The organism is Pseudarthrobacter sp. Y6, assembly GCF_050156205.1.
Lineage (GTDB): Bacteria > Actinomycetota > Actinomycetes > Actinomycetales > Micrococcaceae > Arthrobacter.
Genome location: NZ_CP189574.1, coordinates 1,076,887 through 1,102,199 on the forward strand (window position 1 = coordinate 1,076,887; position 25,313 = coordinate 1,102,199).

Genomic DNA, 25,313 nt, shown 5'->3' on the forward strand with positions numbered 1-25,313 from the left:
ATTCACCTCGAAAGGAACTGCGCATGCTGTTTTCCCCCCTAACTCTTGGCGAGCTTGAACTGCCCAACCGCCTGGTGATGGCGCCACTGACCCGTCTCCGCTCAGGCGAAGACGGCGTTCCCGGGCCCGTGGTCGTGGAGCACTACCGGCAGCGCGCATCCTTGGGACTCATCGTCAGCGAAGGCACCTACCCAAGCCCCGCCGGACGCTCCTACCCGGGGCAGCCCGGTCTCGTCACCGCGGAGCAGGTTGCTGCCTGGAAGAAGGTCACCGACGCGGTGCACGCTGAAGGCGGCCGGATATTCGCCCAGATAATGCACGGCGGACGGGTTTCCCATGCGGACATCACCGGCGGCCATACCATCGTGGGTCCGAGTGCCGTCGCCATCGAGGGTGAGGTCCGCACCCCGTCCGGCAAGCAGCCGTACCCCGTCCCGCACGCACTGACCATCGGCGAGCTGCCCGTAGTGATGCAGGAAATCGTCACCGCCTCGCTCAATGCCATCGAAGCGGGATTCGACGGCGTGGAGCTGCACTCGGCCAACGGCTACCTTCTCCACGAATTCCTGGCCCCGAACTCCAATGTTCGCAACGATAGCTACGGTGGTTCGCCGGAAAACCGGGCCCGCTTTGTGATCGAAACGGTCAACGCCGTGGTGGCCGCGGTTGGTTCGAGCCGCGTGGGCATTCGCATTTCGCCGGAGCACAGCGTCCAGGGCATCGCCGAAGTGGATGCGGCCGATGTCCGCGCCACCTACGAGGTGCTGGTGGACAGCATTGCACCGCTCAACCTTGCCTACGTCAGCATCCTGCACCACGAGCCCACCGGTGAGCTGGTCCAGGATCTCCGGGCGCGCTTCAATGGCACGTTCCTGGTGAACTCCGGCTTCGGCACCATCACCACGCTGGAGGAAGCAACCGCGTTGGTGGCCGACGGCCATGCAGACGCGGTGGTGGTGGGACGCCCCGCCATTGCCAACCCGGACCTCGCGCGGCGCTGGAAGGAAAGCCTTCCCCTCAACGAACCGGACCCGTCCACGTTCTACGCAGATGGTGCCATAGGCTACACGGATTACCCCGCGTACTCGGCTTAGCGGTCAATCCTCGCCCTGGCGGAAGATTAACGACGACGGCGGCACCCGGCTTGGGTGCCGCCGTCGTTGGCTGCTCGGTGTGCTGTCCCGGCAGCGCGCGCCAATAGGCCATCCGACGGCTGTTTTGGCTCATTTCAACGTTGGCCCGCCCAGGTTCAAATGAGCTGAGCGGTAGATGAAATAATACTCCAGTGACTGGATTATCGCTAGCAAACCTAGAGAAATGCCTCCCGGCCCGTTCCTTCGCGCATCACCAGCTTGTCGTCCTGAATGGAGACGAGCAGGCTTTTGGGCTTTCCGCTGACTTTGGTAATGGCTTTCAGGCCCCGGTTGGTGACTTCCACGCCCACTTGCGCCCCTTTCGCGGGCAGCTCCACGGACGCTTCGTAGGCTTCTCCCAGCAGCGGGTTGGTGGACACCCCCATATCGCGGCGGACCTCCTTGCCGTTGACCTTAACGGTGATGTTGGCCTCGTCGAATCCTTCCTGAAAGACGATGAGCAGTTCCCGCATGGTGGCCTCTTCCTCGAAATGATTGCCTGTGACGGCATATCAACTACAGCACTTCACGGCCCGGAGCGGAATACCCCGGCCAGCTGCCCGGCAGTGCGTCGCTGGAGACCATCAGGCCCGTAGGGCAAAATGTTCAGGTGACCCAACTCCCGCACGACCCGTCCGCCCCCACGTCTGCCCCAACTCCGGACAGTGATATCCACGCGCAGATCGCCGCCGAGCTTGGCGTGAAGACCTGGCAGGTCAAGGCTGCAGTGGACCTGCTCGACGGCGGGTCAACCGTTCCGTTCATCGCCCGGTACCGCAAGGAAGCCACGGGGACGCTGGATGACACGCAGCTGCGCGAGCTCGACGAGCGCCTGCGCTACCTCCGCGAACTCGAGGACCGCCGTCGTACCGTCCTCGAAGCGATTGCTGCGCAGGGGCAGCTGACCCCCGACCTGCAGGCAGCGATCCTTGCCGCGGATACGAAGTCCCGGTTGGAGGACATCTACCTTCCGTTCAAGTCCAAGCGCCGCACCAAGGCCCAGATTGCCCGTGAAGCCGGGTTGGAGCCGCTCGCCGATGCGCTGCTGAAGCGGCCCGACCTGGATCCGGAACGCGAAGCTGCCAAGTATCTGAACGCCGAACACTCCGTTGATGACGCGGCCGCCGCGCTCGCCGGCGCCCGTTCGATCCTGGTCGAGCGGGTTGCGCAGGATCCGGACCTCGCTGCAAACCTGCGCGAGCGGCTGTGGACGCAGGGGCGGATGGTGTCGCGGGTCAAGAAGGGCAAGGAGGCCGACGGGCAGAAGTTCGCCGATTACTTTGAGTTCGCTCAGGCGCCCACCGGGATGCCCTCGCACCGCGTGCTTGCGCTGTTGCGCGGTGAGAAGGACGGCGTCCTGGAGCTGGATCTCGCCGAGGCGGATCCGAACGACGACGACGCCCTAACCGCCGCGCGGTCCCGTTACGAATCCGCCGTGGCCAGGTGCCTCGGAGTCGCCGACCGCGGCCGGCCTGCCGACGCGTGGCTGATCCAGACCGCGCAGCTTGCCTGGCGCTCGCGGGTGCTGGCCCGACTGACCGCCGACCTCCGGGGACGGTTGTTTACCGCCGCTGAGGATGAGGCTGTTCGAGTGTTCGCGGCCAACCTCCGCGACGTCCTCATGGCCGCACCCGCCGGAAACCGCGCCACTCTTGGGCTGGACCCGGGACTGCGGACCGGCGTGAAAGTGGCCGTCGTAGATGGTACTGGCAAGGTGGTGGCCACCGACACCGTGTACCCGCACGCGCCTGCCCGGAAGTGGGACGAGGCCCTCGCCACCTTGGTCCGGCTCGCCCGGAAACACAACGTGGAGCTTGTGGCCATCGGCAACGGCACAGCGTCCCGAGAGACGGACAAGCTTGCCGCTGAACTGATCAAGCTGCTGCCGGCCGCGGAGACGAAGCCGCAGAAACTGGTGGTTTCCGAGGCCGGAGCGTCGGTGTACTCCGCTTCGGCGCTGGCCTCGGCCGAGCTGCCGGGCATGGATGTTTCCCTGCGCGGAGCCGTCTCCATCGCGCGGCGGCTGCAGGACCCGCTGGCGGAACTGGTGAAGATCGATCCCAAGTCCATCGGCGTGGGGCAGTACCAGCACGACGTCACGGCCTCGAAGCTGGACCGCAGCCTGGATGCGGTGGTTGAGGACTGCGTGAACGCGGTGGGCGTTGACGTGAACACAGCGTCGCCCGCGCTGCTGAGCCGTGTGGCCGGCGTCGGACCTTTGCTGAGCGAGAACATTGTGGCGTACCGGAACGAACACGGGCCGTTTGCCAAGCGCAGCGAACTGAAGAAGGTGCCCCGCTTGGGTGCGAAGGCGTTTGAGCAGTGTGCTGGCTTCCTGCGGATCACCGAGGGAGCAGAACCGCTGGACGCATCGAGCGTGCACCCCGAGGCGTATCCGATTGCCCGGAAAATCCTGGTGGCCGCGGGCTCGGCGCCCGCGTCGTCCCTTGATCCCCGAGCCTTCGTTGACGGCACCTTTGGACTGCCCACGGTCCAGGACATCCTGGCGGAGTTGGACAAACCCGGCCGCGACCCACGACCCGCCTTTGCCGCGGCGACGTTCTCCGAAGGCATCGAGAAGATCTCCGACCTCAAGCCCGGCATGGTGCTCGAGGGGACGGTCACCAATGTGGCCGCGTTTGGCGCATTTGTGGACGTTGGAGTTCACCAGGACGGGCTGGTTCACGTGTCTGCGCTGGCCAACCGCTTTGTCTCCGATCCCCGCGAGGTGGTGAAGTCCGGGCAGGTTGTCCGCGTGAAAGTGCTGGAGGCCGATCCGGAGCGGAAGCGGATTTCACTCACGCTAAGGCTCGACGACGAACCGTCGTCTTCCGGTGGGCGGACCCAAGGCGCGCGTTCGGAGGGCACACGTTCGGAGGCTGGGCGACCGGAAGGGGGCCGCCCTGAAAGCGGTCGTCCAACTGGGGGACGCCCGGCAGGGGGACGCCCGGCTGGGGGCCGCCCGGCAAATCCGCGGCGAGACTCCAGTGGGCGCGACTCGGACGGGCAGCGCGGATCCGGTGCGCCGAGCCAGGGGAAGAACGTATCGTCTTCGAAGCCTGATCCGAAGTCTTCCAGCCAGCAGGCGCAGGCGCCGAATCCGGCGCCTGCAAACACCGCTATGGCCGAGGCGCTGCGTAGAGCTGGCCTCGGCAAGTAGCTACGTGCTCAGCGGAGGCTGCGTGGAGGAACTCCTCCAGTCAGACGGCCGCCTTGGCCTCCGAACCCAGAAGTAGTGCCCAGTGCGGGAACGCGACTTCTGGCGCGGCCTGTCTGGGAGATCGTCGTCAGACAGCGGCAGTGCAGCAGCGGATCTTCGGGCATTGCGAGGTCACGATCCAGCTCAAGGTGTTCGGACAGGACTCGGTCCGGGCATCGCTGGCTCCGGGTGTTCGGCCAGATTCTTGGCCATATGTTCGGCCATTGCTTGAAGGTGGTCTGGCCAGTGGGGTGGTTCCCAGTCCGGGTGTTCGCTGGCGTAGTGCCGTCCGGTGGGTGATCTCCAGCCGGGTGGTTCGTTTTTGGTGGCGGTGGTGGGTGTCCAGGCTGTGGTGTGGCGGAGTCTGTGGTGTTTGGGGCAGGGATGGCCGAGATTGTTGATACCGGTGGTGCCGCCGTGGGCCCAGGCGAGGATGTGGTCGGCTTCGTTGTCGAGGGAGTGGTTGCTGCAGCCGGGGAACGGGCATTTCCCGTCGCGTAGCCTGAGCCATTGGCGTTGGGCTTTCGTGAGCCGGTAGCTGGTCCGGCCGATCTCGAGCGGAGCCCCGTCGCGGGGGTCGATCAGGACCCGGTGGAAGGACTCGGCGCCGTCTGCGACGAGACGTCGGGCCATGGACGGCGGGATCGGCCCGTACCCATCCAGCATGGCCGGCTCGTCCGTGAGGCCCAGCAGCGACATGACCGGGACCGTGACGAGGACCTGCGCCCGCGGCGACGGAACACCTTCACCCGCTGCCATGCCGGTTTCGCCGATGCCGCCGGTCACACCCGCCACCCCATCGGTTCCGCCGCCGGCGATGTTGCTGCCGAGCAGCCACATGGCGGCGATGTCGGCGCGGATCTGGCTGAGGGTCCGGTCCTCATGAGGCCCTTGGAGGGCGCGTGCTGCGGTGGTGGTCCGGTCCCAGATCCCCGCCGCCTGATCAGCGGGAAGGTAGGCGGAGAGCCAAGCCATGCCGTCCCGGTCCGGGGCATACTCCACCCGTCGATCCTGGACACCGCGTGCGTGGCGTTTTTCGATGCTCACCGGGTGATGCCGTTCCCGCCACGTCCGGGCCTTGTGCCGGAACCGCCCGGGGATGAGCCCACCTGCAGGGCAACCCCTTGCATGGTTTGGGGCGTCGGGATCCAGGAAATGCGCCTCGAGAGCTTGGGCGCCGTCAGGGTCCAGGTTTACGGTTTCGTCGACCATGATCCGGGCGTGCTGCCACGAAATCGTCCCGTCCTGCAGCGCCGACAGCGTCAACGGCAGGGCCGTGGTCAGCACGTGCGCCTCGGCAAGCAGAGCACTGGCGGCGCGTTCGCTGACCGTCAGCACGCAGGCGACCTCCGCGACTACAGACATCTCCTGTCCAGTGTGGTCCTGCGGGGACTCGGCAGGGCCCGCAATGGTCTGGGCGGCGTCGGCATAGTCGGAGGCCGCCTGGACCTTCAGAGCCGCCATCTTCGCTTCCCCGAGGGAGAGGGCAGCCAGAGTCTGCAAGGCCATATCGGCCCGACGGCGCAGCGGATCAGGATCCCCGGAACCTGAGTCTTTAGCAGCGCCACGGATCGAAACAGCAAGCTCAGCGAAGGTCGCCGAAAGTGCCTCCGCCGTCTCAACAGCTGCTCTGCTATCCATACTCAAATCATCCCGGGAGGGTGTGACAATAACGGCGTGGATGAATGGCTATGTGAATAACTCTGAGACCAGGAGAACGCTCAAAGCCACGATCCGAGCCTCCAGCAGTCTCGCGGCAATTCAGGGCCGCAAGTGTCCCCTCGCGCGCAGCAGGGGCTTAGGTGTCCCTTCGCGCCAACATTGTGGAACCCAAACGTCCGTTCGCGCGCGGGGTCGTCGGGGGCAGGACCCCAAGTGTCCGTTCGCGCCCGGAGACTACGGGTGGCGGACTCCGGTGCGTGCCAGAACTGCCCGGTAACCTTCCCGGAACGTCGGGTAGGTGAACTCGAGCCCGGTCCCGCGGAGCAGCGCATTGTTGCAGCGTTTGTTTCCGCCGCGGGCCTCGCCGGCCGGACCGGCCGGTGGTTCGGGATAGCCCATTTCGGCGGCCAGGAACCGCAGTACGTCCCCAAGATCAGCGGGAGAGTTGTCCACACAGACATATACCGGCTCAGGCATAGCTTCCATAGTGGCCAGGTGGACGATCGCCGCAGCGGCGTCGTCCCGGTGGATCCGGTTGGTAAAGCGGGGCTCGTCGGGAAGCACCGCAGTCCCGCTACGGACCTGGTCGATCAGCCTGGTTCGGCCCGGACCGTAGATCCCGCCCAGCCGCAACACAACAGGCGAAGTACCAGTGCCGCGCAACCGCGAAACCAGGAGTTCCTCCGCCTCGAGGAGGATACGTCCCGAGAAACCGCCAGGTGCCGCCGTCGTACTCTCATCAACCCAGCCACCGCCGGCGTCCCCGTAGACAGCGGTGGAGGACACAAAAAGCACCCGCCGCGGCGTCACGCCGTCGCGCTCCAGGGCGTCCAGGACGTGCGTCAGCCCGTCCACATAGGCGGCATGGTAGGCCGCTTCTGTGGGTGAGTCAGCCGCAACGGCCACGACGACGGCGGTGGTGTCCGCAGGGACGGCGGGCAGGTCCGTGGAGCCCAGGTCCGCCGCCACACCTTCAATCGCAGAGGGCAGTTTCTCGGGTGAACGGCGCCAGCCCACCACCCGATGCGCTGCCGCGGCGAAGCGCAGGCCCGCTTCGGTGCCAAGATCGCCGCAGCCGGCCAGGAGGATGGTCACGGACTCAGGGAGCGGGGACCGGGAAGAACACCCGGGGGTCCTGCAGGAGGGCCGGGTAATCGAACGCGGACCGGTCGATCACCTCGGTGACGCTGAAGGTGCGGCCGAACCGGCCGTCGTCGAGCGTGATGGGACGGCCCAGGACGTGCCCGACAGCGAACTTGTTGCCGTCCTCAAACGAAACCGCGACGGTGGTCTTGCCGGGGAGGGTGGCGAATGCTTCCTCCTGCGCCTGGCGCTTCCGGGTGGGCTTCTTCACGAGCTGCTTGGGCGGCAGCTTGCGCGGCTGCTTGGACGGGCGGCGGGAGCCGTCGTCGACGTAAACCGGGGAGTAGCCGTCTTCAGGAGCGCCGGGTGCAACAGCACCGCCGCGGCGGATCGGCGGCAGCGCCACGGTATCCAGCGTTTGCGGATCGATTTCGGCGTGCGGGTCGCGGAGGATCCAGAGGATATCGCCCTCGGGTTCTGCCGGATAGAACTCGTGCTTGGGCTCAGGCCAAATGAAGTCCAGGTCCAAGTCGGCGTCCGGGAACACTGTCTTGTAGAACTTTGGTTCCTTGCGGAGCAGCTTCGCGCGGTGGCTCAGGTGGAAATCAGGGTTTCCGAGCCACTCCGGCAGCGGGATCTTGGCCGCGTAATCCGGGTGTGCTGCCTGGGGCGCAAACTCAGTGATGTTGGCGCGCGTGTTGTCTGCATGGCCGCGGGTGGTCCATTCGTCCACCATCGCCAGGCCGTACATGGTGAGCGCCGGAACGTGGCCCATCCACATGCGGACGGCGGGGTGGTCCAGCCAGCCGTACTCGGGAATCACCAGAGCCCGGAGGGTCTGCAGCGCCTCGACACGCTGCTTGCCAAGCCTGGCGGTGTCCAGTGCTGCGGCGCTCTGCCGGAAATCGGGATACGGAAGGAAGGTTTGCATCCCTTCAGTCTGACGGCATGCGGCGGATGTGCCAATTGCAGTGCCCGGCGCCACACGCCCGGGATCCGGTGGCAGCGCCCCTCACGCGCGGCGTCGCCGCGGAATAGTTCACATAGTGGACCGATACATACAGCGGGTGCCGCTAACCACTAAGATCACCGAAACGCCCCACCGTCCTGGAAGCCCCCTTATGACAATTTCTCCTGTTGTGACCACCGGTTCAACGCAGCTCTTTGTGCCCAAGTTCGGGCAGATGCTTGATCCGGAGGCCAAGGGCATTCTGGTCCTTGATGAATTTACCCTTGACCCGGCCGCGGCGCGGACCGAGCAGCACGGTTTTCGTGCCGCTATGGCCTCCGTGGCCCTGACCCTTCGCCGGATCGTCGCGCTGCGGATCGTGATCGCGCTCGTGGCCATCGGCAACCTGCCCCTGTTCCTGATGTCCAGCGGCTGGTGGATCTACGCCGTTTCCCTCGCGTTGGTGATTGGTGTGCACCTTGCCGTCTCCTGGCTCAACAAGCACGAGCCCAAAGTGCGCCAGCGCCAGATGCTGGAACTTCACCTGCACCGCGAACGGAGCGCCAACTACCGCAAGGTCCGTGACGCCGTGAAGTTCATGATCGACACCCCCAGCCGCATGAACGAGCACCTCTACCTTGAACTGCTGGCGGCCAAGCGTGTGGCACTGAACCTCGCCCATGGCACGGTGGCCCTGCTGGACACCACCGACGACGCCGCGTGGAAGGTTCGCATCATCCGCGAGATTCCGGCAGTGGCCAAGGCGGCAGCCTAAGCCAGCAGGATCGCGGACTGGCAGGCAGGAAGATCAGGCGCCTGCCGGCCAGTCAGAACACAACAACGGACGACGCCGGAGCTCCCCAGTGAGGGGCGCTCCGGCGTCGCTGTTTCCCGGGGTTGTTGCTGCCGGGTTTTGTTGTTTCCGCGGGCCGTCATTCTTGGGGAAAGGGGAGGTTCCCGCGGAAAGTTTTTTGAAGCCTAGGCGGGAAGCTGGAGGACCTGCCCGGAGAACACAAGGTCCGGGTTGGCAATGGTGTCCAGGTTGGCGTCCGCCAGGCTCTGCCAGCCGCCCTCAATGCCAAGCTTGTCGGCGACCGTGCTCAGGGTGTCGCCGGGCTCAAGTGTGTAGGTCTCGCCACTCAACTCCACGGGCGCCGCGTGCTGCGGAGCCGTCACGGCCTCGGCCGCAGCCGGCGCGGCTGGTGCGGCTGGTGCCTGCTCCACCGGCGCCTGCGCCGGCGCACTCTCCACCGGCGCCTGGACGGGCGCACTCTGGACTGGCGCGCTCTGGGGAGTCACCGCCGTCGCGCCCCCTCCACCGCTCAGGCCAAGCTCCGCGGCGCAGGACGGCCAGGCTCCCCAGCCCTGCGATGCCTGGATCTGTTCGGCCACGGTGATCTGCTGTTCGCGGCTGGCGTCGGCCGCGGCACCGGTGCCGCCGTAGGCAGCCCAGGTTGTGGCGCTGAACTGCAGGCCGCCCGAGTAGCCGTTGCCGGTATTTGTGGCCCAGTTTCCGCCGCTTTCACACTGCGCCAGTGAGTCCCAGGTTGCGCCGTCGGTGGCCGCGTTGGCTGCGGTGACGGAGAGTGTAAGGCCGGCCGCGGAAATGGCGGCGACGGCTACGCCACGGCGTGCGGCAGTACGAATGGTGGTGTTTTTCATGGGTGATGCTCCTGAAGGCCACCTGCGCTCGGTCCGTCCCCGGAGGTTATCGCGCCACTGCCCGCCCCTGACGATTAGAGGTCAATTTTCGGTGTCTGCCGGCCGGGCAGTTCTGGTGGAGGCAGCACCGGGCATTCATGTCGCCCGAAGAACGGGCTTGCATTTCACGCTAGGACATCGACGGCCCGTTATCAAACCGAGATGATTTCTGGTGGTCAGCTGGTGACCGGCTGGGGAAGCGCGGCGGCCAGGTAGGGCGCGGTGCGGCTGTCGGTGGAACTCGCGACGTCGGCGGCGGTTCCGGCAGCGACAATCCGGCCGCCTGCGTCCCCGCCCGAGGGGCCTAGGTCAATGACCCAGTCCGCCGCCGCCACAACGGCCATTTCGTGTTCCACCACCACCACGGTGTTGCCGCTGTCCACCAGGCCATGGAGCTGGGCCATCAGGAGTTCAACGTCGGAGGGGTGGAGCCCGGTGGTTGGCTCGTCCAGGAGGTAGAGGGTATGTCCCCACTGGGCACGCTGAAGCTCGGTGGCCAGCTTGATGCGCTGGGCCTCGCCGCCGGAAAGCTCCGTGGCGGGCTGGCCCAGCCGGAGGTAGCCCAGGCCCACATCCCCAAGGCTCTTCAGGCTGCGGGCCGCGGCCGGAATGTCGGCCAGGAACCCGGTGGCCGCGTCCACCGTCAGGCGCAGCACTTCCGCCACATTCTTGCCCCGGTACGTCACCTCCAAGGTCTCGGGGTTGTAGCGGGACCCGTCGCACTCAGGGCACGGCCCGTAGCTGCCCGGGAGGAAGAGCAGTTCAACCGCCACAAAGCCTTCGCCCTGGCAGGTCTCGCAGCGGCCTCCGGCCACGTTGAAGGAGAACCGCCCGGCGCCGAACCCGCGTGCCCTGGCCTGCCCCGTGGCCGCGAATTCCTTGCGCACCGCGTCGAACATGCCTGTGTAGGTGGCGAGGTTGGAGCGGGGGGTTCGCCCGATAGGTTTCTGGTCCACCGTGACCAGCCTGTCGATCCGTTCCGCGCCGCTGACCGGTCCCACAGACAACGCCGTGGCCGGGCCCGCGTCATCATCAGGTTCGGCCAGCTGCGGAGCCTGGTGATTCTTCAGCCCGGATCCCACAACTTCCCCGAGGACATGCGTCACCAGGGTGGACTTGCCGGAGCCGGACACCCCTGTGACTGCCGTCAGAACGCCCAACGGGAACCGCGCATCCAGGTCCTTGAGGTTGTGCCGGCTAATCCCCGCGAGCTCCAGCCATCCGTCGGGTTCCCGGGTCTGGCCTGCACGAGGCGCCGTGCCGCCGCCGCAGGACCCTCCGCCGCCGCAGGACTCGCCGCCGCAGGACCCTCCGCCGCCGCAGGACTCGCCGCCGCAGGACTCGCCGCCGCAGGACCCTCCGCCGCCGCGCGCCCCGCCGTCGTCGAACAGGAAGGGCCGGGTGACCGACGCCTCGATGGCCGCGAGCCCGGCAACCGGCCCGCTGTAGAGCACCTCGCCGCCGGCTTCTCCGGCGCGGGGACCCACGTCCACCAGCCAGTCGGCCCGGCGGACCACGTCCATATTGTGTTCCACCACGAACACCGAGTTGCCGGAGGCCTTGAGCTGGTCCAGTACCGCCAGGAGCGGTTCGGCGTCGGCCGGATGGAGACCGGCGGACGGTTCGTCGAGCACATAGATCACGCCGAACAGTCCCGACCTGAGCTGGGTGGCGATCCGGAGCCGCTGCATCTCGCCGGGGGAGAGGGTGGGGGTGGCGCGGCCCAGCGCCAAGTATCCGAGGCCCAGATCCAGGAGAACGGTGATGCGCTGCAGGAGGTCGGCGGTGATGGCCAATGCCACCTCGTTTTCCTCGCCGGAGGACTGCCGGCGTGACGCGGTTCCGGCTTCCTTGAGCCCGGCGGTGGGGCGGATGATTTCGGCCAGCTCAACCATCGGTGCGGCGTTGAGGTCGGCGATGTTGCGGCCGGCGAACGACACCGCGAGGGCTTCCGGCCTGAGTCCGGTGCCGCTGCAGCGCGGACAGGGGCCGGACTCCATAAACGCCAGGACACGCTCGCGCATGGCGGCGCTCTGGGAATCCGCGAGCGTGTGCAGGACGTAGCTTTTGGCGCTCCAGAAGCGGCCCTTGTACGGCTTGGCCACCCGGTCCCGCTCGGGCGTCACTTCCACGACGGGCTGTTCGTCCGTGAACAGGATCCAGTCGCGCTGCTTCCTGGGCAGCTTCCGCCAGGGCACGTCCACGTCGTAGCCCAGATGGCTGAGGATGTCGCGGAGGTTCTTGCCCTGCCAGGCGCCGGGCCACGCCGCGATGGCACCTTCCCGGATGGTCAACGCGGGGTCCGGGACCAGGGATTCCTCGCTGACGGTGTGCGCGACCCCCAGCCCGTGGCATTCAGGGCAGGCGCCGGCGGCCGTATTCGGCGAAAACGCGTCAGAATCCAGCTGATCGGCGCCGACCGGGTAGGTGCCCGCCCGCGAAAACAGCATGCGGAGCGAATTGGAGAGCGTGGTCACCGTGCCCACGGTGGAGCGGCTGCTGGGTGCGCCGCGGCGCTGCTGAAGGGCGACGGCGGGAGGCAACCCGGAGATCATCTCCACCTTGGGATTATGGCCCTGCTGGATGAGACGGCGTGCGTACGGGGCCACGGATTCGAAGTAACGGCGCTGGGCTTCGGCGTAGATGGTACCGAAAGCCAGTGACGACTTTCCCGAGCCGGAGACCCCTGTGAAAGCCACGATGGAGTCACGGGGCACATCCACGTCCACGTTCCGCAGGTTGTTCTCCCGCGCGCCCCGGACGCGGACAAAGCCGTCCGCCAGATGGCCGGGAGTGGGAAAGGAATGATCGTCAGCCTGCTTAGGGTTGCGCATTGAGCCGACTCTAGCCGCGAACCGGCCGGCGGGCGATATCCTGACCCGATGGACAACAACCGGGACACTGCCGCCGATCCGCTGCCACAGACGGAACTATCAGGTACGGAAGTGCCCGAGACGGAACTATCAGGTACGGAAGTGCCCGAGACGGAACTTCCAGGGACGGGACTTCCATGGACGGAACCTTCGGAGATGGATCTGCCCGAGACCGAAGCGGCGCAGCCCCTGCCCGTCGCGGAACTGCACCTGCACATTGAGGGCACGCTGCAGCCGGAGCTGATCCTCGAACTGGCCGAACGCAACGGCATCACTCTTCCCTACTCTGGCCTGGAGGAGCTCCGGGGACTGTACGAGTTCACGGACCTGCAGTCCTTCCTGGACCTCTACTACGCCAATATGGCGGTGCTGCAGACCGAGCAGGACTTCGCCGACATGACCCGCGCCTACTTGGCCCGGGCCGCCTCGGCGGGTGTCCGGCACGCGGAGATCATGATGGACCCGCAGGCCCACCTGTCCCGCGGCGTGAGCCTGGAAACCTGCGTCAACGGGGTGGCGTCGGCCCTGGCCACCTCCCAAGAGGACTTCGGCATTTCCACCCTGCTGATCGCCGCGTTCCTGCGGGACCTGTCCGAGGAATCCGCGCTGGAGGTCCTGGAGGGGCTGCTGGCCATGAACGCTCCCATTGCGGCTATCGGCCTGGATTCGGCCGAGGTGGGCAACCCGCCGGCCAAGTTTGAGCGGCTGTTCGCCAAAGCCCGCGAAGCGGGCCTGCGGCTGACCGCGCACGCAGGCGAGGAAGGGCCGGCGTCGTACATTATCGAAGCACTGGACATCCTCGGAGTGGAGCGGATTGACCACGGCATCCGCTGCATGGAGGACCCGGAGCTCGTGGAGCGGCTGGTGGCGGACCGGATTCCGCTGACTGTCTGCCCGCTCTCGAATGTCCGGCTGCGGGCCGTGGATACCCTGGCGGACCATCCGTTGCCGGCCATGCTCGCCGCCGGGCTCAACGTCTCCGTGAACTCGGATGATCCGGCCTACTTCGGTGGGTACGTGGACGACAACTTTTCCCAACTGAAGGCCGCTTTTGACCTTTCAGACTTCGACAGGGCACGGCTCGCGGCCAATTCCATCCATTCGTCGTTCGCCTCCCAGGAGCGCAAAGCCGAACTCCTGGACGAGCTGAACGGCTTGTAGCTCTGCGCGGCCGTGCTCGCTACACTGGTGCCCCGAGCGCGGCCGGGAAGAGCCTGGCGACACCCAGGATCAGCGCTCCAGGGTTGAGTAAACAGCCCCCTAGCCGAGACTCCTGCCTCACTTCTGCCGTAATCCGCGTCATAGTCGGTCATGACACGCAGAGTTAACCATTTCAAGTCGCGCGATTAACACGCTGTTGGCAGGATGCCTAGTGACAGATCGCATTATGCAAGGGGAATCATGGCCAAGTCCATCGCAGATAACACCGACCTCCGACTCAAGACAGTGCTGCACGTCCTGACCGAAGGCGTATGGTCCGGCGGTTCACTCAATGCCGGCGAGGTTTTGGCGGAAGCCACCGAGCGCGTGCCGTTCAGTGATCACGAGGCGGCGCTGCTCAGTGGCGGCATTCCACGTGGGCACAAGACGCTCACGTCCGCCACGGCGAAGCTGGTCAAGGCCGGCTGGCTGGTCAAGGGCCGTTCCGGCTGGACCATCACCGAGGACGGCATGCGCGCCACGGTGGCCTTCCCCGATGCGGATTCCTTCGCCACAGCCCTCGACGCCGGCACTCCGGTTCCTGCCGACGTTGCCATTCCGCCGGCACCGGCACCGGCACCGGCAGCGGCACCGACACCGGCAGTCAAGACGGCTCCCGCCAAGAAGGCGCCAGCGAAGCGGACTCCCGCTAAGAAGGCCGCCGACGCCGTCGGGAAGGCAGCCAAGGCCATCGAAGACGCCGGGGAGCCCGTGGTCAAGGCCGTCCGCTCGCGCAAGGCAGCGCCAAAAGCAGCGACTAAGGCAAAGGCAGAAGCACCTGCTGTGGAGACTTTCCCGCAGCCTGGGGCCGTGGCGGTTGCCGGGGACTTCAACACCATCCTGGGCGCGCCGGAGAACTGGGCCCCGCAGTACGACGAGGCCCAGCTGACGCTCGATGCCCTGGACCAGCTGTGGAAGATCAGCGCCGACCTGCCCGCCGGCTCTTACACCTTCAAGATCGCCCTGAACCGCTCGTGGGACGAGAACTACGGCGCGTTCGGCACGTTCGATGGCCCCAACCACGAACTGCACCACGTCGGTGGCACGGTCACCATCCGGTACGACCACCGCACGCGGGACATCACCATCAACTGACCGGGCCCGTCCCACCAGTTCCGTTCCCAGCTGCGTTCCAGGCCCCACCGCCCCGCCTAACCCGCGGAGTTTTCGTCCAGATAACGGCCGATGGGTGCGGTTTTGGGATCAGTATCTGGACAAAAACTCCGGAGTGAAGCAGTGTGGAAACCGGTCGTCCTGACCGGTTTCCACAGCACTGTTTCCCACAAAGGAGATGCAAAAGTGACCCTACCTTCAGGCCTTACATCAGGCGTCTGGACACTGGACATGTCGCACAGTGAGATCGGCTTCACTGTCCGGCACGCGGGCATCAGCAAGGTCCGCGGACGTTTCACTGACGCCTCGGCCGAAGCCCGCGTTGGCGCCTCCCTTGCCGACGCTTCGCTTCACGCCACGGTCAAAACTGCCAGCTTCGATTCCGGCGACGCCAACCGCGACGGACATGTGAAGGGGGCGGACTTCTTCGATGTGGAGGAATACCCCGAGATGACGTTCCGCGCCACGTCGGTGGAGGGCGACGGCGAGGATTACACGCTCATGGGCGATCTCACCATCCGCGGAATCACCAAGCCGGTGGAGCTCGAGGTCGAATTCACCGGCGTAGCCGTGGACCCGTTTGGTGCCACCCGCGCAGGATTCTCCGCGGAGTGCGATATCAGCCGCAAGGAGTTCGGCCTGACCTGGAATGCTGCCCTGGAAGCCGGCGGGCTGCTGGTGAGCGACAAGGTGAAGATCAACGTCGAAGCTGCGCTGGTTAAGCAGTCCTGACTGCCATGGGTTTTTCCGGGCGCCTGGATGGCTCCGGCCGCGATAACGGCGATATCCGGCTCTCTGTCCGCGTCTTTGGCGTGGTGCAGGGGGTCGGATTTCGTTTTTGGACGATGGGCAAGGCCGACGAACTGGCGCTCAAGGGCGTGGTGAGGAACCTCGACGACGGCTCGGTGTCCATCGTGGCCGAAGGGCCGGAGCAGCAGGTCCAAAAGCTCCTGGACTGGCTGAGATCAGAGAACGTCCCCGGCCGGGTGGAACGGGTGGAGGAGTCCATCTCCGCTGCGGACGGATCGTTCCGGGATTTCAGGGCCCGCTGAGCGAGCCCGCTGACCGGCTCCTGGCCAGCTCTGCGCTGGAGGCTAGGTGGACGTTGCTTCGGCCAACGTGGCTTGGCCTTCCTTCGGCCCCAGTGGGTAGGCGTGCCGCCGTCCCGCCAGGATCAGCACAAACGCGACGACGGCGGGAATGGCGGCCGCGACCGGGATCAGGAGCGGCCCCGCGAAAGTGAGGGCGGCAGCGCCGAACATGGCACCGATCATGATCCCGATCTGGATGGTCAGTACCGTCAGTCCGTTGGCGGCGTCTTTGTACTCGCCGCCGGCCCGGAGGATGGCGGACTGGTTGTAAATCCCCATGGCTCCGATGCCTGTGCCCCAGACCAACATCAGGACCAACGCGACGGGCAGCGCCAAGGCCGGCAGGACGCTTCCCACCAGCGGAAGCAACGCCAGGGACACGACAACGCCTGCGACCGTGATCAGGAGCCAGCGCCGCGGCCGGGAATCCACGGTGACGCCGGCGATCCAGATGCCCACCAGCCCGGCAACGCCTAAGACACTGATGGACAGCGGGATGCTGAAGTCAGGCAGCCGCACCTCGCGCAGGAACGGTGCAATGTAGGTGAACAGGGCGAAATGGGCCATAAGCAGCAAGGGCCAGCCAATGGCGACAGTCTTCACTCCCGGCTGGCCGATCGCTTTGCGAAGGGACGGGTGCGGAGCGTCGGGGATGCGCCGTACCGGGGGAAGCAGCCAGACGGCCAGGAGCGCCAGCAGCACGCCGGAGGCGGCCAGGACCAGGAACGCCGGGCGCCATCCGACGAGGTTGCCCAGGGCAGTCCCCACCGGGGCGCCGATGGCCAGGCCCAGGCTGTTGCCGCTGAACACGATGGCCAGCGCCTTGCCTACTTTGTGGGCGGGGACAATCCGAGCCACAAAGGGGGCCATGGCGGACCACAGCAGGCCGTGGGCGATGCCGCCCACCACCCGTGATCCCATCGCGGCGCCGAAATCGGAGACGATGGCCACCAGCGCGTTGCTGGCAGCGAAGAACAGGATCAGCGCGATGAGCAGGTAGTGCCGCGGGATCCGCGACAGCAGCAGGGACAAGGGGATCACTGTGACCACGATGATGGCCGCGTAGCCCGCCGTCAGGTACCCGGCGGTCGCCTCGGAGACCCTAAAGTCGGCGCTGATCTGGGGCAGCAGGCCGGAGGGCAGGAGTTCGGTAGTGATGGCGGTGAAGCCGATGGCGGCAAGGACGATCAAGGCGCCGACAGGCAACCTGTTGCTCTGGGATGTCACCCCCTGAATTTACCCTGCTTTGGTGGTGAGAACACGGTTTCTCAGGGTGTTGCGCGGGCCGTGACTACCCGCGCTGAGGCCGATGAAGGCACCAAGTTCCTCCAGCACGGCCGGCTTCGTCGGCATGTAGTTCGTCAGCTCGGGGGAACGGATGATCACGGCACGCCACTGGCCCCGTGACACAGCCACGTTGATCCGGTTCCGGTTCAGCAGGAATTCGGCCCCGCGCGGAGCTTCGGCAACAGCCGAGCAGGCCATGGACACCAGGACAACCGGCGCCTCCTGGCCTTGGAACTTGTCCACCGTGCCCACCCGGACATCCAGCAGGCCGGCGTCGTGCAGGGCCTGCCGGATCAGCTGGACCTGGGCGTTGTAGGCGGCCACCACCAGGATGTCTTCCGTGTTCAGGGCCCTGGCCGGCTTGTCGCCGCCGGGAAGCCATTTCAGCCCGATGTGCCGCTTGGCCTGGCGGACCACTTCGGCAGCTTCTTCAGCGGAGGACTTGGTGTTCCCGCTATGGTCCACAAAGACTGTTTCCACTCCGGCCGGCAGGTCCGCGAGGCTGCGTAGGGATGCCGCCGGCGCCGCTTCGAGCTTTCCGTCGTAGCTGAGGACGGACACGGCCCGGCACAGATCCGGGTGCATCCGCCAGCTGTCCGCTAGGAAATAACCCAGTTCGCTGGGAAGGGTGGCGTGCCCGGCAGCGAGCCAGCCCAGGGCCGACTCGTCCACGGGTTCCGGGTGCGAGCCCTGCGTGACCTGCGGCAGCTGCTGCGGGTCACCGAGGAGCAGGAGGCGCTTGGCGGCGCGGGCCGTGGCCAGGGTGTTGGCCAGCGAGAACTGGCCGGCTTCGTCAATGACCAACAGGTCCAGGGACCCTGCGGGGACGGACTTGCCGGTCATGGTCCAGGCGGTGCCGCCCACCAGGCAGCCGCCGGGGGAGCCCAGCAGGGCCGCGACGTCGTCGTCGGACGTGCGTTGCCACAGCACGGGATGCGGGGCGGCCAGCTTCTTCGCCACCCGCGCCGGATCCACTCCCGCGGTTTCGATCGCGGTGCACAGCATGTTCTCCACCACCGCGTGGGACTGCCCAACGACACCGATCTTCCAGCCCTGCTCCACCAGCCTGGCAATGACGTGTGAGCCGACGTACGTCTTGCCCGTCCCGGGAGGGCCCTGAACGGCAAGATAGGACCGGTCCAGGTCCAGCAGCGAGGCGGTGATCGCCGTGACGTAGTCCGCCGCGCCGGAGCCGTCCTTTCCGACCGCGGCGGGACATGAGATCGAATGGAAGCGCGGCGGTACCTTGCGCAGAATGTCGACGCCGGGATGTTCCGGAAGTGCGGGCACCGAGGCACCTACATTCTGGGCCAGTTCGGCCAGGGCGGCTTCGATGCTGGCGGTGCGGATCGGCTGGTCCTCGGTGAGCGCAACCGGAATGTGCGGGTAGGCGGGGACCTTGCCTGTTTCCCGTTCCTCGATGGTGATCATGGACTGGCCGGCAACCCGCGGATGGTCTTCCACGGCGGTCACCAACGTGCCAAAGGTGAAGCCGCGGCCCGTGGTGGTTCCCAGGGGATCTTCCATGCCATCAGGGACCGGCGAATCGTAGAGCCGGCACCAGGTGCTTCCAGGCTTGAACTCCGAGCCCTCGCTCATGACTCCCGTCAGCCTCAGGGTGCGGGTGCGCATCCTGGCCGTGGGCTTTGCCAGCACCCAGTCCGTCAGCACTTCCGCGGTATCCACCACAAACACGTTGCGGTGCTCAGACCAGTGGTCGATCTCGGACTCGGTGCGGTCGAAGTGCTCCCACCAGAACTGCTTGCGCTCGCGGCGGTGGTACCCCGTGGCCGCGGCCACCATGGCGATGGCCCGTTCGTCGTTGGACCAGGGCCGGTTGTCCGGGAGGCCGGCCAGGTAATCCTGCAGGCGGCGCTCCTCCGGTGTTGGCTCTGGTTCGGGGACCGCGGCTCGCACGTCCGGAACAGCAGGCTGTGGCGGCAGCTGTTCGCCGCCGTCGGACGTTCCGGCTGGCGCCGCGCTTGAGGCGTCCGGGCCGCGGAGCTGGAGCAGCCAGTCGCGCAGGCGGAGGGTGGAGAGGCAGTCGTACTCGTTGTAGTCGGAAATGGAGGCCAGGATGTGTGCGGCGGGGGCGGCGTCGCCGTCGTCCCGGGCAGCGCAGTAACCGGCATACGCCACCACCGAGGCGCCGGCGTCCTTCACGTCCCCGGAGCGGAGGTTGTCGCCCATGTACAGGGGCTCAAGCTTCTTGATGGAGTAGGACGGCTCGGAGATCCGGAGCGAATGCCGGGCGGTGGCGTAGAGGTCCACGAGCACGCCTTCGCGGAGCCAGTTGTCCACGATGTCCTCGCCGGCGAGGTGGGTGACGGACAGGTTCCGGAGCGCCGATTTCTCGTAGGCGGCGTAGTGGTAGACGTGCATGTCCGGGTGCCTGGCGCGGCGCTCTTCCACGTAGGCGAGGAAGTCCAGGAAGGCTTGCCGCTCCTCGTTGCGCGAATGCGCCCAGAAGGGCCGGAACGCGGGCTCATCCGCGGCGTGGGCGTCAGCAGCATCACCGTCAAACACAGGCGCCTCGATCACGCCGAACAGGTACTCCAGCCCCCATTTGCTGCTGGCGGGGTCCTGCCAGAGGGGATCGCCCTCGAAGTCGAAGAAGATGTCGCCGGGGCTGGGCCGGGGAATCTCTGCCAGGGCATTCACCGGCAGCACCTTAAACGTGACGGTGTGCTCCTCGCCGTCCTTGGCGAAGGTGCGGGAACCGTCGGGAACGTCGCGGCCCAGCTGCATCCTGGCCTGGTCGCGGAGCCGGACCAGCGAGCCGGTGGCCTTGCCCGGCGGAAGATCGGCCAGTGCGTCGATGGTGGTGGTGCCGGCGGCGATGAGTTTCTTCCGCCGGAGGGTGGTCATGCCGCCCACCATCAGGAGGTCGCGGTGGGACTGGACCTGCTCGGCGCAGTAGTTGCACCGTCCGCAGTACGCGACGCCGGGCTGTTGCCACTGCACCGCTGAACCGGCCTCGCGGTGGGCGGCGGTCAGGGCGCGGAAGCGGTCGCGGCGCTCCCGGAACACCGGCAGCAGGTCCGGCAGGGAGTGGTGGCTGCGGACGTAATCGCCGTCCACCACGGCGCCCAGCACCAGCGTGACCCTGGGCGACGGTTCCAGGCCCATGCCGATGATCTGGTCGCCGTAGGCGGCGAGCTGCAGAAGTGCGCCCACCTTGGCGTGCCGGGCGAGCTTTGTGTCCCAGACCTCGTAACGGCCAGGGTTTCCGATTCCGGCGGCCTCGTTGACAATGAAGTCCGCGTAGCCCAGGAACTCGCCGTCGAAAAAGGTTGCCTGGAAAACGACGTCGGCCCCGGCGCGGAGCGCGAGTTCCGTCTCAGCGTGCCTGGCCAGCAGTTCGCCGCGCGTGTTCTCCCCGCGCTCAATGGAGTACACCCCGGCGCCGCGGCCGGCATCCCAGGCACCGTACTGCGCGATCAGGCCGGCCAGGACCTTGGCCTCGTGCTTGTCGCCGAGAGCCCCGGCACGGCGCTGCATCTCGTCGTCGGGAAACTGCGCTTTGGGGGAACGGCCCAGTTTCTCGTCCAGGATGCGGAGCGTGCGGTATTCACATTCGCTGGCGGCCACAAGATCGCTGGCGGAAAACACCAGGTCCTTCGGCACGCCGGGGCCGGGATCAACGGTACCGGGATCAACGCTGGCTGGATCGAGCAGAAACACGGGGCCTCCCCATTGACGTGCCTGGCCGGAGGACACTTCCCCTGACGCTGATTTGAATCTAGCAACAGCCACTGACATCGCGGGGTCACTTACGGCCCATCGCGGGCCTGTGCATGGGCCGTAAGTGACCCCGCGTTGCTTTACGGGTTTGCTGCCCGGACCTGGGCCTCGTCGTGCTCGGTGTGGGCTTTGCGGAGGAGGTCCATAAACTCGGTTTCGTTGCGGATGAGCCGCTTGTACCTCTCCGGCAGGCTGCGGAGCTGGCCTTCCTCCCGGACCATCCGGGCGAAGAGCTTGTCCCGCTCGGCCATGTCCGTTTCGTAATTGAGGTCCAGGTATTCGGTGGCATGTCGTTTGGCGCCGGACACCGCATTCTTGGCCTTGCCCTTCGGGCTGAAGATCGAGGCCAGGACGGTGACCGCCAGGACGCCCAGGATCACGGTCAGGGAAACACCCGTGCTGACTTCCACCACGTTGACGTGCTCGCCGTCGTTGATGAACGGCAGGGTGTTCTCGTGCAGGGCATGCAGGATGAGCTTGACGCCGATGAAGCCGAGGATGGCAGCGAGGCCGTAAGCGAGGAAGATCAGCCGGTCCAGCAGCCCGTCGATCAGGAAGAAGAGTTGGCGCAGGCCCATCAGCGAGAACGCCGTGGCCGTGAAGACGATGAAGACGTTCTGGGTGAGGCCAAAGATGGCGGGGATGGAGTCCAGCGCAAACAGGATGTCGGTGCCGCCGATGGCCACCATCACCAGGAGCATCGGGGTGAGGACGCGTTTGCCGTTCTCCTGGGTGAAGAGTTTGTCGCCGTCGTAATGGGCCGACGCCGGGAGGTACTTTTTGGCGAGCCTGACCACCAAACCCTCCGCGTCGTCGTCGTGATTATCCGGCCTGAGCAGGTTCCCTGCGGTGGCCAGCAGGATCAGGCCGAAGATGTAGAACACCCACGCGAAACTGTTGATGAGGGCGGCGCCAAGGAAAATGAAGGCCGTCCGGGCGATCAGCGAGAAGACGATGCCGAACAGCAGCACCTTCTGTTGGTCCGCGCGGGGGACCTTGAAGCTGGCCATGATGATCAGGAACACAAAGAGGTTGTCCACGGACAGGGCCTTCTCCGTGATGTACCCGGCGAAGTACTCGGTGCCCATGGTGGTGCCGCCAAACAACAGCACGCCCAGGCCAAATAAGAGGGCGATCCCCACATAGATGGAGGACCAGATGGCCGATTCCTTGAGTGCGGGTGTGTGGGCCTTCCGGACATGGAAAAAGAAATCGAAAGCCAACAGGCCCACGATTCCCGTGATGGTCAGGGTCCAGACAAAGGGAGGGACGTCCATCTGTCCACCCTACCTAGGCGTTTGCCGTTAGTCCTGCTTGACTTGGATGACCCCCTGAGCAAGGGTGGACTGGGACCGTCAAACCGCTGAAAACCGGTGCGTTGACGGTGAGGGCTTGAACCAAGGAGAGTGCAACGTGGCACGCAAGAACCCGCGCGTGGAAGAGGCCAACGAGGCTGACATCGAGGTCAGCGGCCACCCGAAGACGTGGGCCGCCGGTGTTCCGGGCGTCTACCATTCCCTGGAGCCGGCCCTGCAGCACATGGGCGTGGTCAGGGCCGGGAAAACCCTGCTGGCACTGAACCAGAAGGACGGCTTCGACTGCATGAGCTGCGCGTGGCCGGACCCCGGGCACCGCAAGACGTTTGAGTTCTGCGAAAACGGCGCCAAGGCGGTCACCTGGGAGGCCACTCCGGTGGTGATCGGCTCCGAATTCTGGGCTGAGAACCCGGTCAGTGAGCTGCGGCAGCGGTCCGAGTACTGGCTGGGGATGCAGGGACGACTCACCGAGCCAGTCCACAAGGCCGCGGGGGAGGACCACTACCGGCCCGTCAGCTGGGAGCAGGCCTTCACCATCGTCGCGGACAAGCTCAAGGGGCTGCCGAGCCCGGACCAGGCCGCTTTCTATACCAGCGGCCGGACCTCCAACGAGGCCGCGTTCCTCTACCAGCTGTTTGTCCGTGCCTACGGGACCAACAACCTGCCGGACTGCTCCAACATGTGCCACGAGTCCTCGGGCTGGGCCATGGGCCAGACCATCGGCATCGGCAAGGCCACCATCTCCTACGATGACTTCGCCAAGGCGGACCTGATCATCGTGATGGGCCAGAACCCGGGTACCAACCACCCGCGGATGCTGACCGCACTGGAGGAAGCCAAGGAGGCCGGCGCCAGCATTGTGGCCGTGAATCCGCTGCCGGAAGCGGGCCTGATGCGCTACAAGAACCCGCAGAAGGTCAAGGGAATCATTGGCCGCGGCACGGAGATCGCCGACCAGTTCCTGCAGGTCCGCATCGGAGGGGATATGGCCCTGCTCCAGGCAGTTTCCAAGCGCGTACTCGACGCTGAGGCTGCGAATCCGGGGACCGTGCTGGACCACGCGTTCCTTGCGGAACACTGCCAGGGCCTGGAGGAGCTTCGCGAGCACCTGGCCCATCTTGACGAGGCTGCCGTGCTGACGGCCACGGGATTGCGCACAGATGAGATCGACGAACTGGCCGACCGCTACCTCAGGGCGGAGAAGGTGATCATCACGTGGGCCATGGGCATCACCCAGCACAAGAAGGGTGTGGCCACCATCAAGGAGATCATTAACCTCCTGCTGCTCCGCGGCAACATCGGCAAGCCGGGCGCGGGTGCGTCTCCAATCCGCGGTCATAGCAACGTCCAGGGCGACCGCACAATGGGCATCTGGGAGCAGATGCCGCCGGCCTTCATGGATGCACTGGGCAAGGAATTCAGTTTTGAACCGCCGCGCGAACACGGCATCGACGCGGTGGAAACCATCAGGCAAATGCGCGACGGCGGCGTCAAGGTTTTCGTGGCAATGGGCGGTAACTTCGTGGGAGCGATTTCGGACACCCACGCCGCGTTCGCGGCGATGGAGAACACGGAGCTGTCGGTCCAGATTTCCACCAAGCTCAACCGCTCGCACACCGTAACCGGGGCAGAAGCGCTGATCCTGCCCACGATGGGCCGTACGGAGATTGACATGCAGGAATCCGGTCCGCAGTTTGTATCCGTAGAGGACACAGTCTGCGCAGTCCACGCCTCGCACGGAACAGTGAGGCCGGTGGCCCCTGACCTGCTGTCCGAGGTGGCCATCGTCAGCAGGCTGGCCCGGAAGGTGGTGGGTGATTCTGTGCAGGCGGACTGGGCCGGGTTCGAGAAGAACTACGACCTCATCCGGGACCACATCTCGCACGTGGTCAGCGGCTGCGAGGACTATAACCGGAAGATCCGGCAGGACGGCGGCTTTGTGCTGCCGAACGGGCCGCGGGATTCGCGGACGTTCACCACGCCGACGGGCAAGGCCATGCTCACGGTCAACGAGCTCGAACATGTGGAGCGGCCGGCCGGAACGCTGATCCTGCAGAGCATGCGCTCGCACGACCAGTTCAACACCACCATTTACGGCAACAACGACCGCTACCGGGGCATCAAGAAGGGCCGCGAAGTGGTCTTTGTCAGCCCCGAGGACCTCGCCGAACTGGGGCTTAGCGACGGTCAGCACGTGGACATCCACGGCGTGTACCAGGACAACGTGGAGCGGGTGCTGCGGAACTTCCGCCTGGTCTCGTACCCCACCGCGGCCGGTTGCGCGGCAGCCTACTACCCTGAGGCCAACGTGCTGGTGCCGCTGGACAGCGTGGCCGAGGGCAGCCAGACGCCGGCGTCGAAGGCAGTGATCGTCCGGCTGGAGCCGGTAGCCGGATAGACGGTGGTCGAGCCGGTCGAAACCCGCTACTGACCCGTGTCTGCCCAGCCCTCAGCCGCCGGGCCGCCGTCGTGCCTGTCCTCGCACAGCCGGAAGGCGACGTCGGCCGCTTGGGTAACCGCCGCCGAAGAACCGGCGCTGGACCCGGCACTGCCGTCGCCGGCGGCAAGCCCGGCGGCGTAACCCACCAGGAACGTGGTCACCGGTGCGGCGGCATGTATGACCGAGCCAGCAGACTTCCTGGCCAGGTCAAGGAGGAGTTCCTGATCCACCTCCAGGTCCAGGATCTGCAGTGCCTGGGCCAGCCGGTGGGTCCACTGGTCCAGAACCTGCGCTTCGTTCTCGTCAACAGCCATGTTCGCTCCTAGGTTCCCGGTTCGCTGCTAGTGGGCGGCAGGGGGAGTCCTTGCCCATTGCCCACGACACTACAAGGCCTGGGCGGCTGCGTCACTGGCCTGCCGCAGCGCGTCCTTGACACTCCCTTTGGCCTTGAGGAACATCGAAGGTGCCGGAGCAGCTGGCGGTCTTTGGGAGTCCAGTTGCTGACCGGCCCCGTGAAGGGAC

The 25,313-nt window shown here is 66.2% G+C and carries 18 protein-coding genes; 8 read left to right on the forward strand and 10 right to left on the reverse strand.

All coding sequences use genetic code 11. The annotated features are described in order from the left end of the window. Positions 1-23 precede the first annotated feature (23 nt). Positions 24-1,094, forward strand: a complete 1,071-nt coding sequence (locus tag ACQCSW_RS05225; protein WP_426989800.1) for an alkene reductase — start codon at positions 24-26, stop codon at positions 1,092-1,094. A gap of 215 nt (positions 1,095-1,309) precedes the next feature. On the opposite strand, the gene ACQCSW_RS05230 is transcribed toward ACQCSW_RS05225, so the two are convergent. Beyond that, positions 1,310-1,606 (reverse strand): hypothetical protein, encoded by a 297-nt coding sequence (locus tag ACQCSW_RS05230; protein ID WP_426989801.1) that lies wholly within the window; start codon positions 1,604-1,606, stop codon positions 1,310-1,312. Between the two features lie 137 nt (positions 1,607-1,743). On the opposite strand from ACQCSW_RS05230, the gene ACQCSW_RS05235 reads away from it, so the two are divergent. Beyond that, positions 1,744-4,293 (forward strand): Tex family protein, encoded by a 2,550-nt coding sequence (locus tag ACQCSW_RS05235; RefSeq protein ID WP_426989803.1) that lies wholly within the window; start codon positions 1,744-1,746, stop codon positions 4,291-4,293. A 183-nt stretch (positions 4,294-4,476) separates the two neighbouring features. On the opposite strand, the gene ACQCSW_RS05240 is transcribed toward ACQCSW_RS05235, so the two are convergent. From ACQCSW_RS05240 to ACQCSW_RS05250, 3 genes are all read right to left on the reverse strand, one after another. Then, on the reverse strand, positions 4,477-5,973 hold the full coding sequence (locus ACQCSW_RS05240; RefSeq protein WP_426989804.1) for a DUF222 domain-containing protein: 1,497 nt from the start codon (positions 5,971-5,973) through the stop codon (positions 4,477-4,479). Between the two features lie 255 nt (positions 5,974-6,228). After that, on the reverse strand, positions 6,229-7,089 hold the full coding sequence (locus ACQCSW_RS05245; RefSeq protein WP_426989805.1) for an SDR family oxidoreductase: 861 nt from the start codon (positions 7,087-7,089) through the stop codon (positions 6,229-6,231). Between the two features lie 4 nt (positions 7,090-7,093). Further along, positions 7,094-8,008: an MSMEG_6728 family protein gene (locus ACQCSW_RS05250; protein ID WP_111908643.1), complete on the reverse strand. Its 915-nt coding sequence runs from the start codon at positions 8,006-8,008 to the stop codon at positions 7,094-7,096. 253 nt (positions 8,009-8,261) lie between these two features. On the opposite strand from ACQCSW_RS05250, the gene ACQCSW_RS05255 reads away from it, so the two are divergent. Beyond that, the gene (locus ACQCSW_RS05255) at positions 8,262-8,801 is read left to right on the forward strand and encodes a hypothetical protein (RefSeq protein ID WP_426990626.1); all 540 of its coding nucleotides are present in this window, start codon (positions 8,262-8,264) and stop codon (positions 8,799-8,801) included. A gap of 203 nt (positions 8,802-9,004) precedes the next feature. Here the strand turns inward: ACQCSW_RS05255 and ACQCSW_RS05260 are convergent, their stop codons facing one another. Together ACQCSW_RS05260 and ACQCSW_RS05265 are read right to left on the reverse strand one after the other, a co-directional pair. After that, positions 9,005-9,688 (reverse strand): LysM peptidoglycan-binding domain-containing protein, encoded by a 684-nt coding sequence (locus ACQCSW_RS05260; RefSeq protein WP_426989806.1) that lies wholly within the window; start codon positions 9,686-9,688, stop codon positions 9,005-9,007. Between the two features lie 215 nt (positions 9,689-9,903). Next, positions 9,904-12,561: an ABC transporter gene (locus ACQCSW_RS05265; RefSeq protein WP_426989807.1), complete on the reverse strand. Its 2,658-nt coding sequence runs from the start codon at positions 12,559-12,561 to the stop codon at positions 9,904-9,906. A gap of 195 nt (positions 12,562-12,756) precedes the next feature. Here ACQCSW_RS05265 and ACQCSW_RS05270 point away from each other — a divergent pair, with 195 nt between their 5' ends. From ACQCSW_RS05270 to ACQCSW_RS05285, 4 genes are all read left to right on the forward strand, one after another. Further along, a complete protein-coding gene (locus ACQCSW_RS05270) occupies positions 12,757-13,761 on the forward strand; it encodes an adenosine deaminase (protein WP_426989808.1) in 1,005 nt (334 codons plus the stop codon). 240 nt (positions 13,762-14,001) lie between these two features. Beyond that, positions 14,002-14,895 (forward strand): glycosidase, encoded by an 894-nt coding sequence (locus tag ACQCSW_RS05275; protein ID WP_426989809.1) that lies wholly within the window; start codon positions 14,002-14,004, stop codon positions 14,893-14,895. A gap of 204 nt (positions 14,896-15,099) precedes the next feature. Continuing rightward, complete coding sequence (locus ACQCSW_RS05280; RefSeq protein ID WP_426989810.1) at positions 15,100-15,645, forward strand: YceI family protein; 546 nt, start codon at positions 15,100-15,102, stop codon at positions 15,643-15,645. 5 nt (positions 15,646-15,650) lie between these two features. Next, positions 15,651-15,965, forward strand: a complete 315-nt coding sequence (locus tag ACQCSW_RS05285) for an acylphosphatase (RefSeq protein WP_426989811.1) — start codon at positions 15,651-15,653, stop codon at positions 15,963-15,965. 42 nt (positions 15,966-16,007) lie between these two features. Here the strand turns inward: ACQCSW_RS05285 and ACQCSW_RS05290 are convergent, their stop codons facing one another. From ACQCSW_RS05290 to ACQCSW_RS05300, 3 genes are all read right to left on the reverse strand, one after another. After that, positions 16,008-17,240 carry an MFS transporter gene (locus ACQCSW_RS05290; protein WP_426990627.1) on the reverse strand — a complete coding sequence of 411 codons (1,233 nt, stop codon included), beginning with the start codon at positions 17,238-17,240 and terminating at the stop codon, positions 16,008-16,010. Beyond that, positions 17,241-20,975, reverse strand: a complete 3,735-nt coding sequence (locus ACQCSW_RS05295; protein ID WP_426989812.1) for a TM0106 family RecB-like putative nuclease — start codon at positions 20,973-20,975, stop codon at positions 17,241-17,243. A 140-nt stretch (positions 20,976-21,115) separates the two neighbouring features. Next, positions 21,116-22,312, reverse strand: a complete 1,197-nt coding sequence (locus ACQCSW_RS05300) for a TerC family protein (protein WP_426989813.1) — start codon at positions 22,310-22,312, stop codon at positions 21,116-21,118. A gap of 136 nt (positions 22,313-22,448) precedes the next feature. Between ACQCSW_RS05300 and ACQCSW_RS05305 the strand changes: the two genes are divergently transcribed. Continuing rightward, positions 22,449-24,749, forward strand: coding sequence for an FdhF/YdeP family oxidoreductase (locus tag ACQCSW_RS05305; protein ID WP_426989814.1), 2,301 nt, complete (start codon positions 22,449-22,451; stop codon positions 24,747-24,749). A gap of 26 nt (positions 24,750-24,775) precedes the next feature. Here the strand turns inward: ACQCSW_RS05305 and ACQCSW_RS05310 are convergent, their stop codons facing one another. Next, positions 24,776-25,105 carry a DUF6457 domain-containing protein gene (locus ACQCSW_RS05310; protein ID WP_426989815.1) on the reverse strand — a complete coding sequence of 110 codons (330 nt, stop codon included), beginning with the start codon at positions 25,103-25,105 and terminating at the stop codon, positions 24,776-24,778. Positions 25,106-25,313 lie beyond the last annotated feature (208 nt).

Coding starts and splice junctions, on each gene's coding strand:
- ACQCSW_RS05225 (WP_426989800.1), top strand. CDS start 24: ATGCTGTTTTCCCCCCTAACTCTTGGCGAGCTTGAACTGCCCAACCGC.
- ACQCSW_RS05230 (WP_426989801.1), bottom strand. CDS start 1,606: ATGCGGGAACTGCTCATCGTCTTTCAGGAAGGATTCGACGAGGCCAAC.
- ACQCSW_RS05240 (WP_426989804.1), bottom strand. CDS start 5,973: ATGGATAGCAGAGCAGCTGTTGAGACGGCGGAGGCACTTTCGGCGACC.
- ACQCSW_RS05250 (WP_111908643.1), bottom strand. CDS start 8,008: ATGCAAACCTTCCTTCCGTATCCCGATTTCCGGCAGAGCGCCGCAGCA.
- ACQCSW_RS05255 (WP_426990626.1), top strand. CDS start 8,262: ATGCTTGATCCGGAGGCCAAGGGCATTCTGGTCCTTGATGAATTTACC.
- ACQCSW_RS05260 (WP_426989806.1), bottom strand. CDS start 9,688: ATGAAAAACACCACCATTCGTACTGCCGCACGCCGTGGCGTAGCCGTC.
- ACQCSW_RS05265 (WP_426989807.1), bottom strand. CDS start 12,561: ATGCGCAACCCTAAGCAGGCTGACGATCATTCCTTTCCCACTCCCGGC.
- ACQCSW_RS05270 (WP_426989808.1), top strand. CDS start 12,757: ATGGATCTGCCCGAGACCGAAGCGGCGCAGCCCCTGCCCGTCGCGGAA.
- ACQCSW_RS05275 (WP_426989809.1), top strand. CDS start 14,002: ATGGCCAAGTCCATCGCAGATAACACCGACCTCCGACTCAAGACAGTG.
- ACQCSW_RS05285 (WP_426989811.1), top strand. CDS start 15,651: ATGGGTTTTTCCGGGCGCCTGGATGGCTCCGGCCGCGATAACGGCGAT.
- ACQCSW_RS05300 (WP_426989813.1), bottom strand. CDS start 22,312: ATGGACGTCCCTCCCTTTGTCTGGACCCTGACCATCACGGGAATCGTG.
- ACQCSW_RS05310 (WP_426989815.1), bottom strand. CDS start 25,105: ATGGCTGTTGACGAGAACGAAGCGCAGGTTCTGGACCAGTGGACCCAC.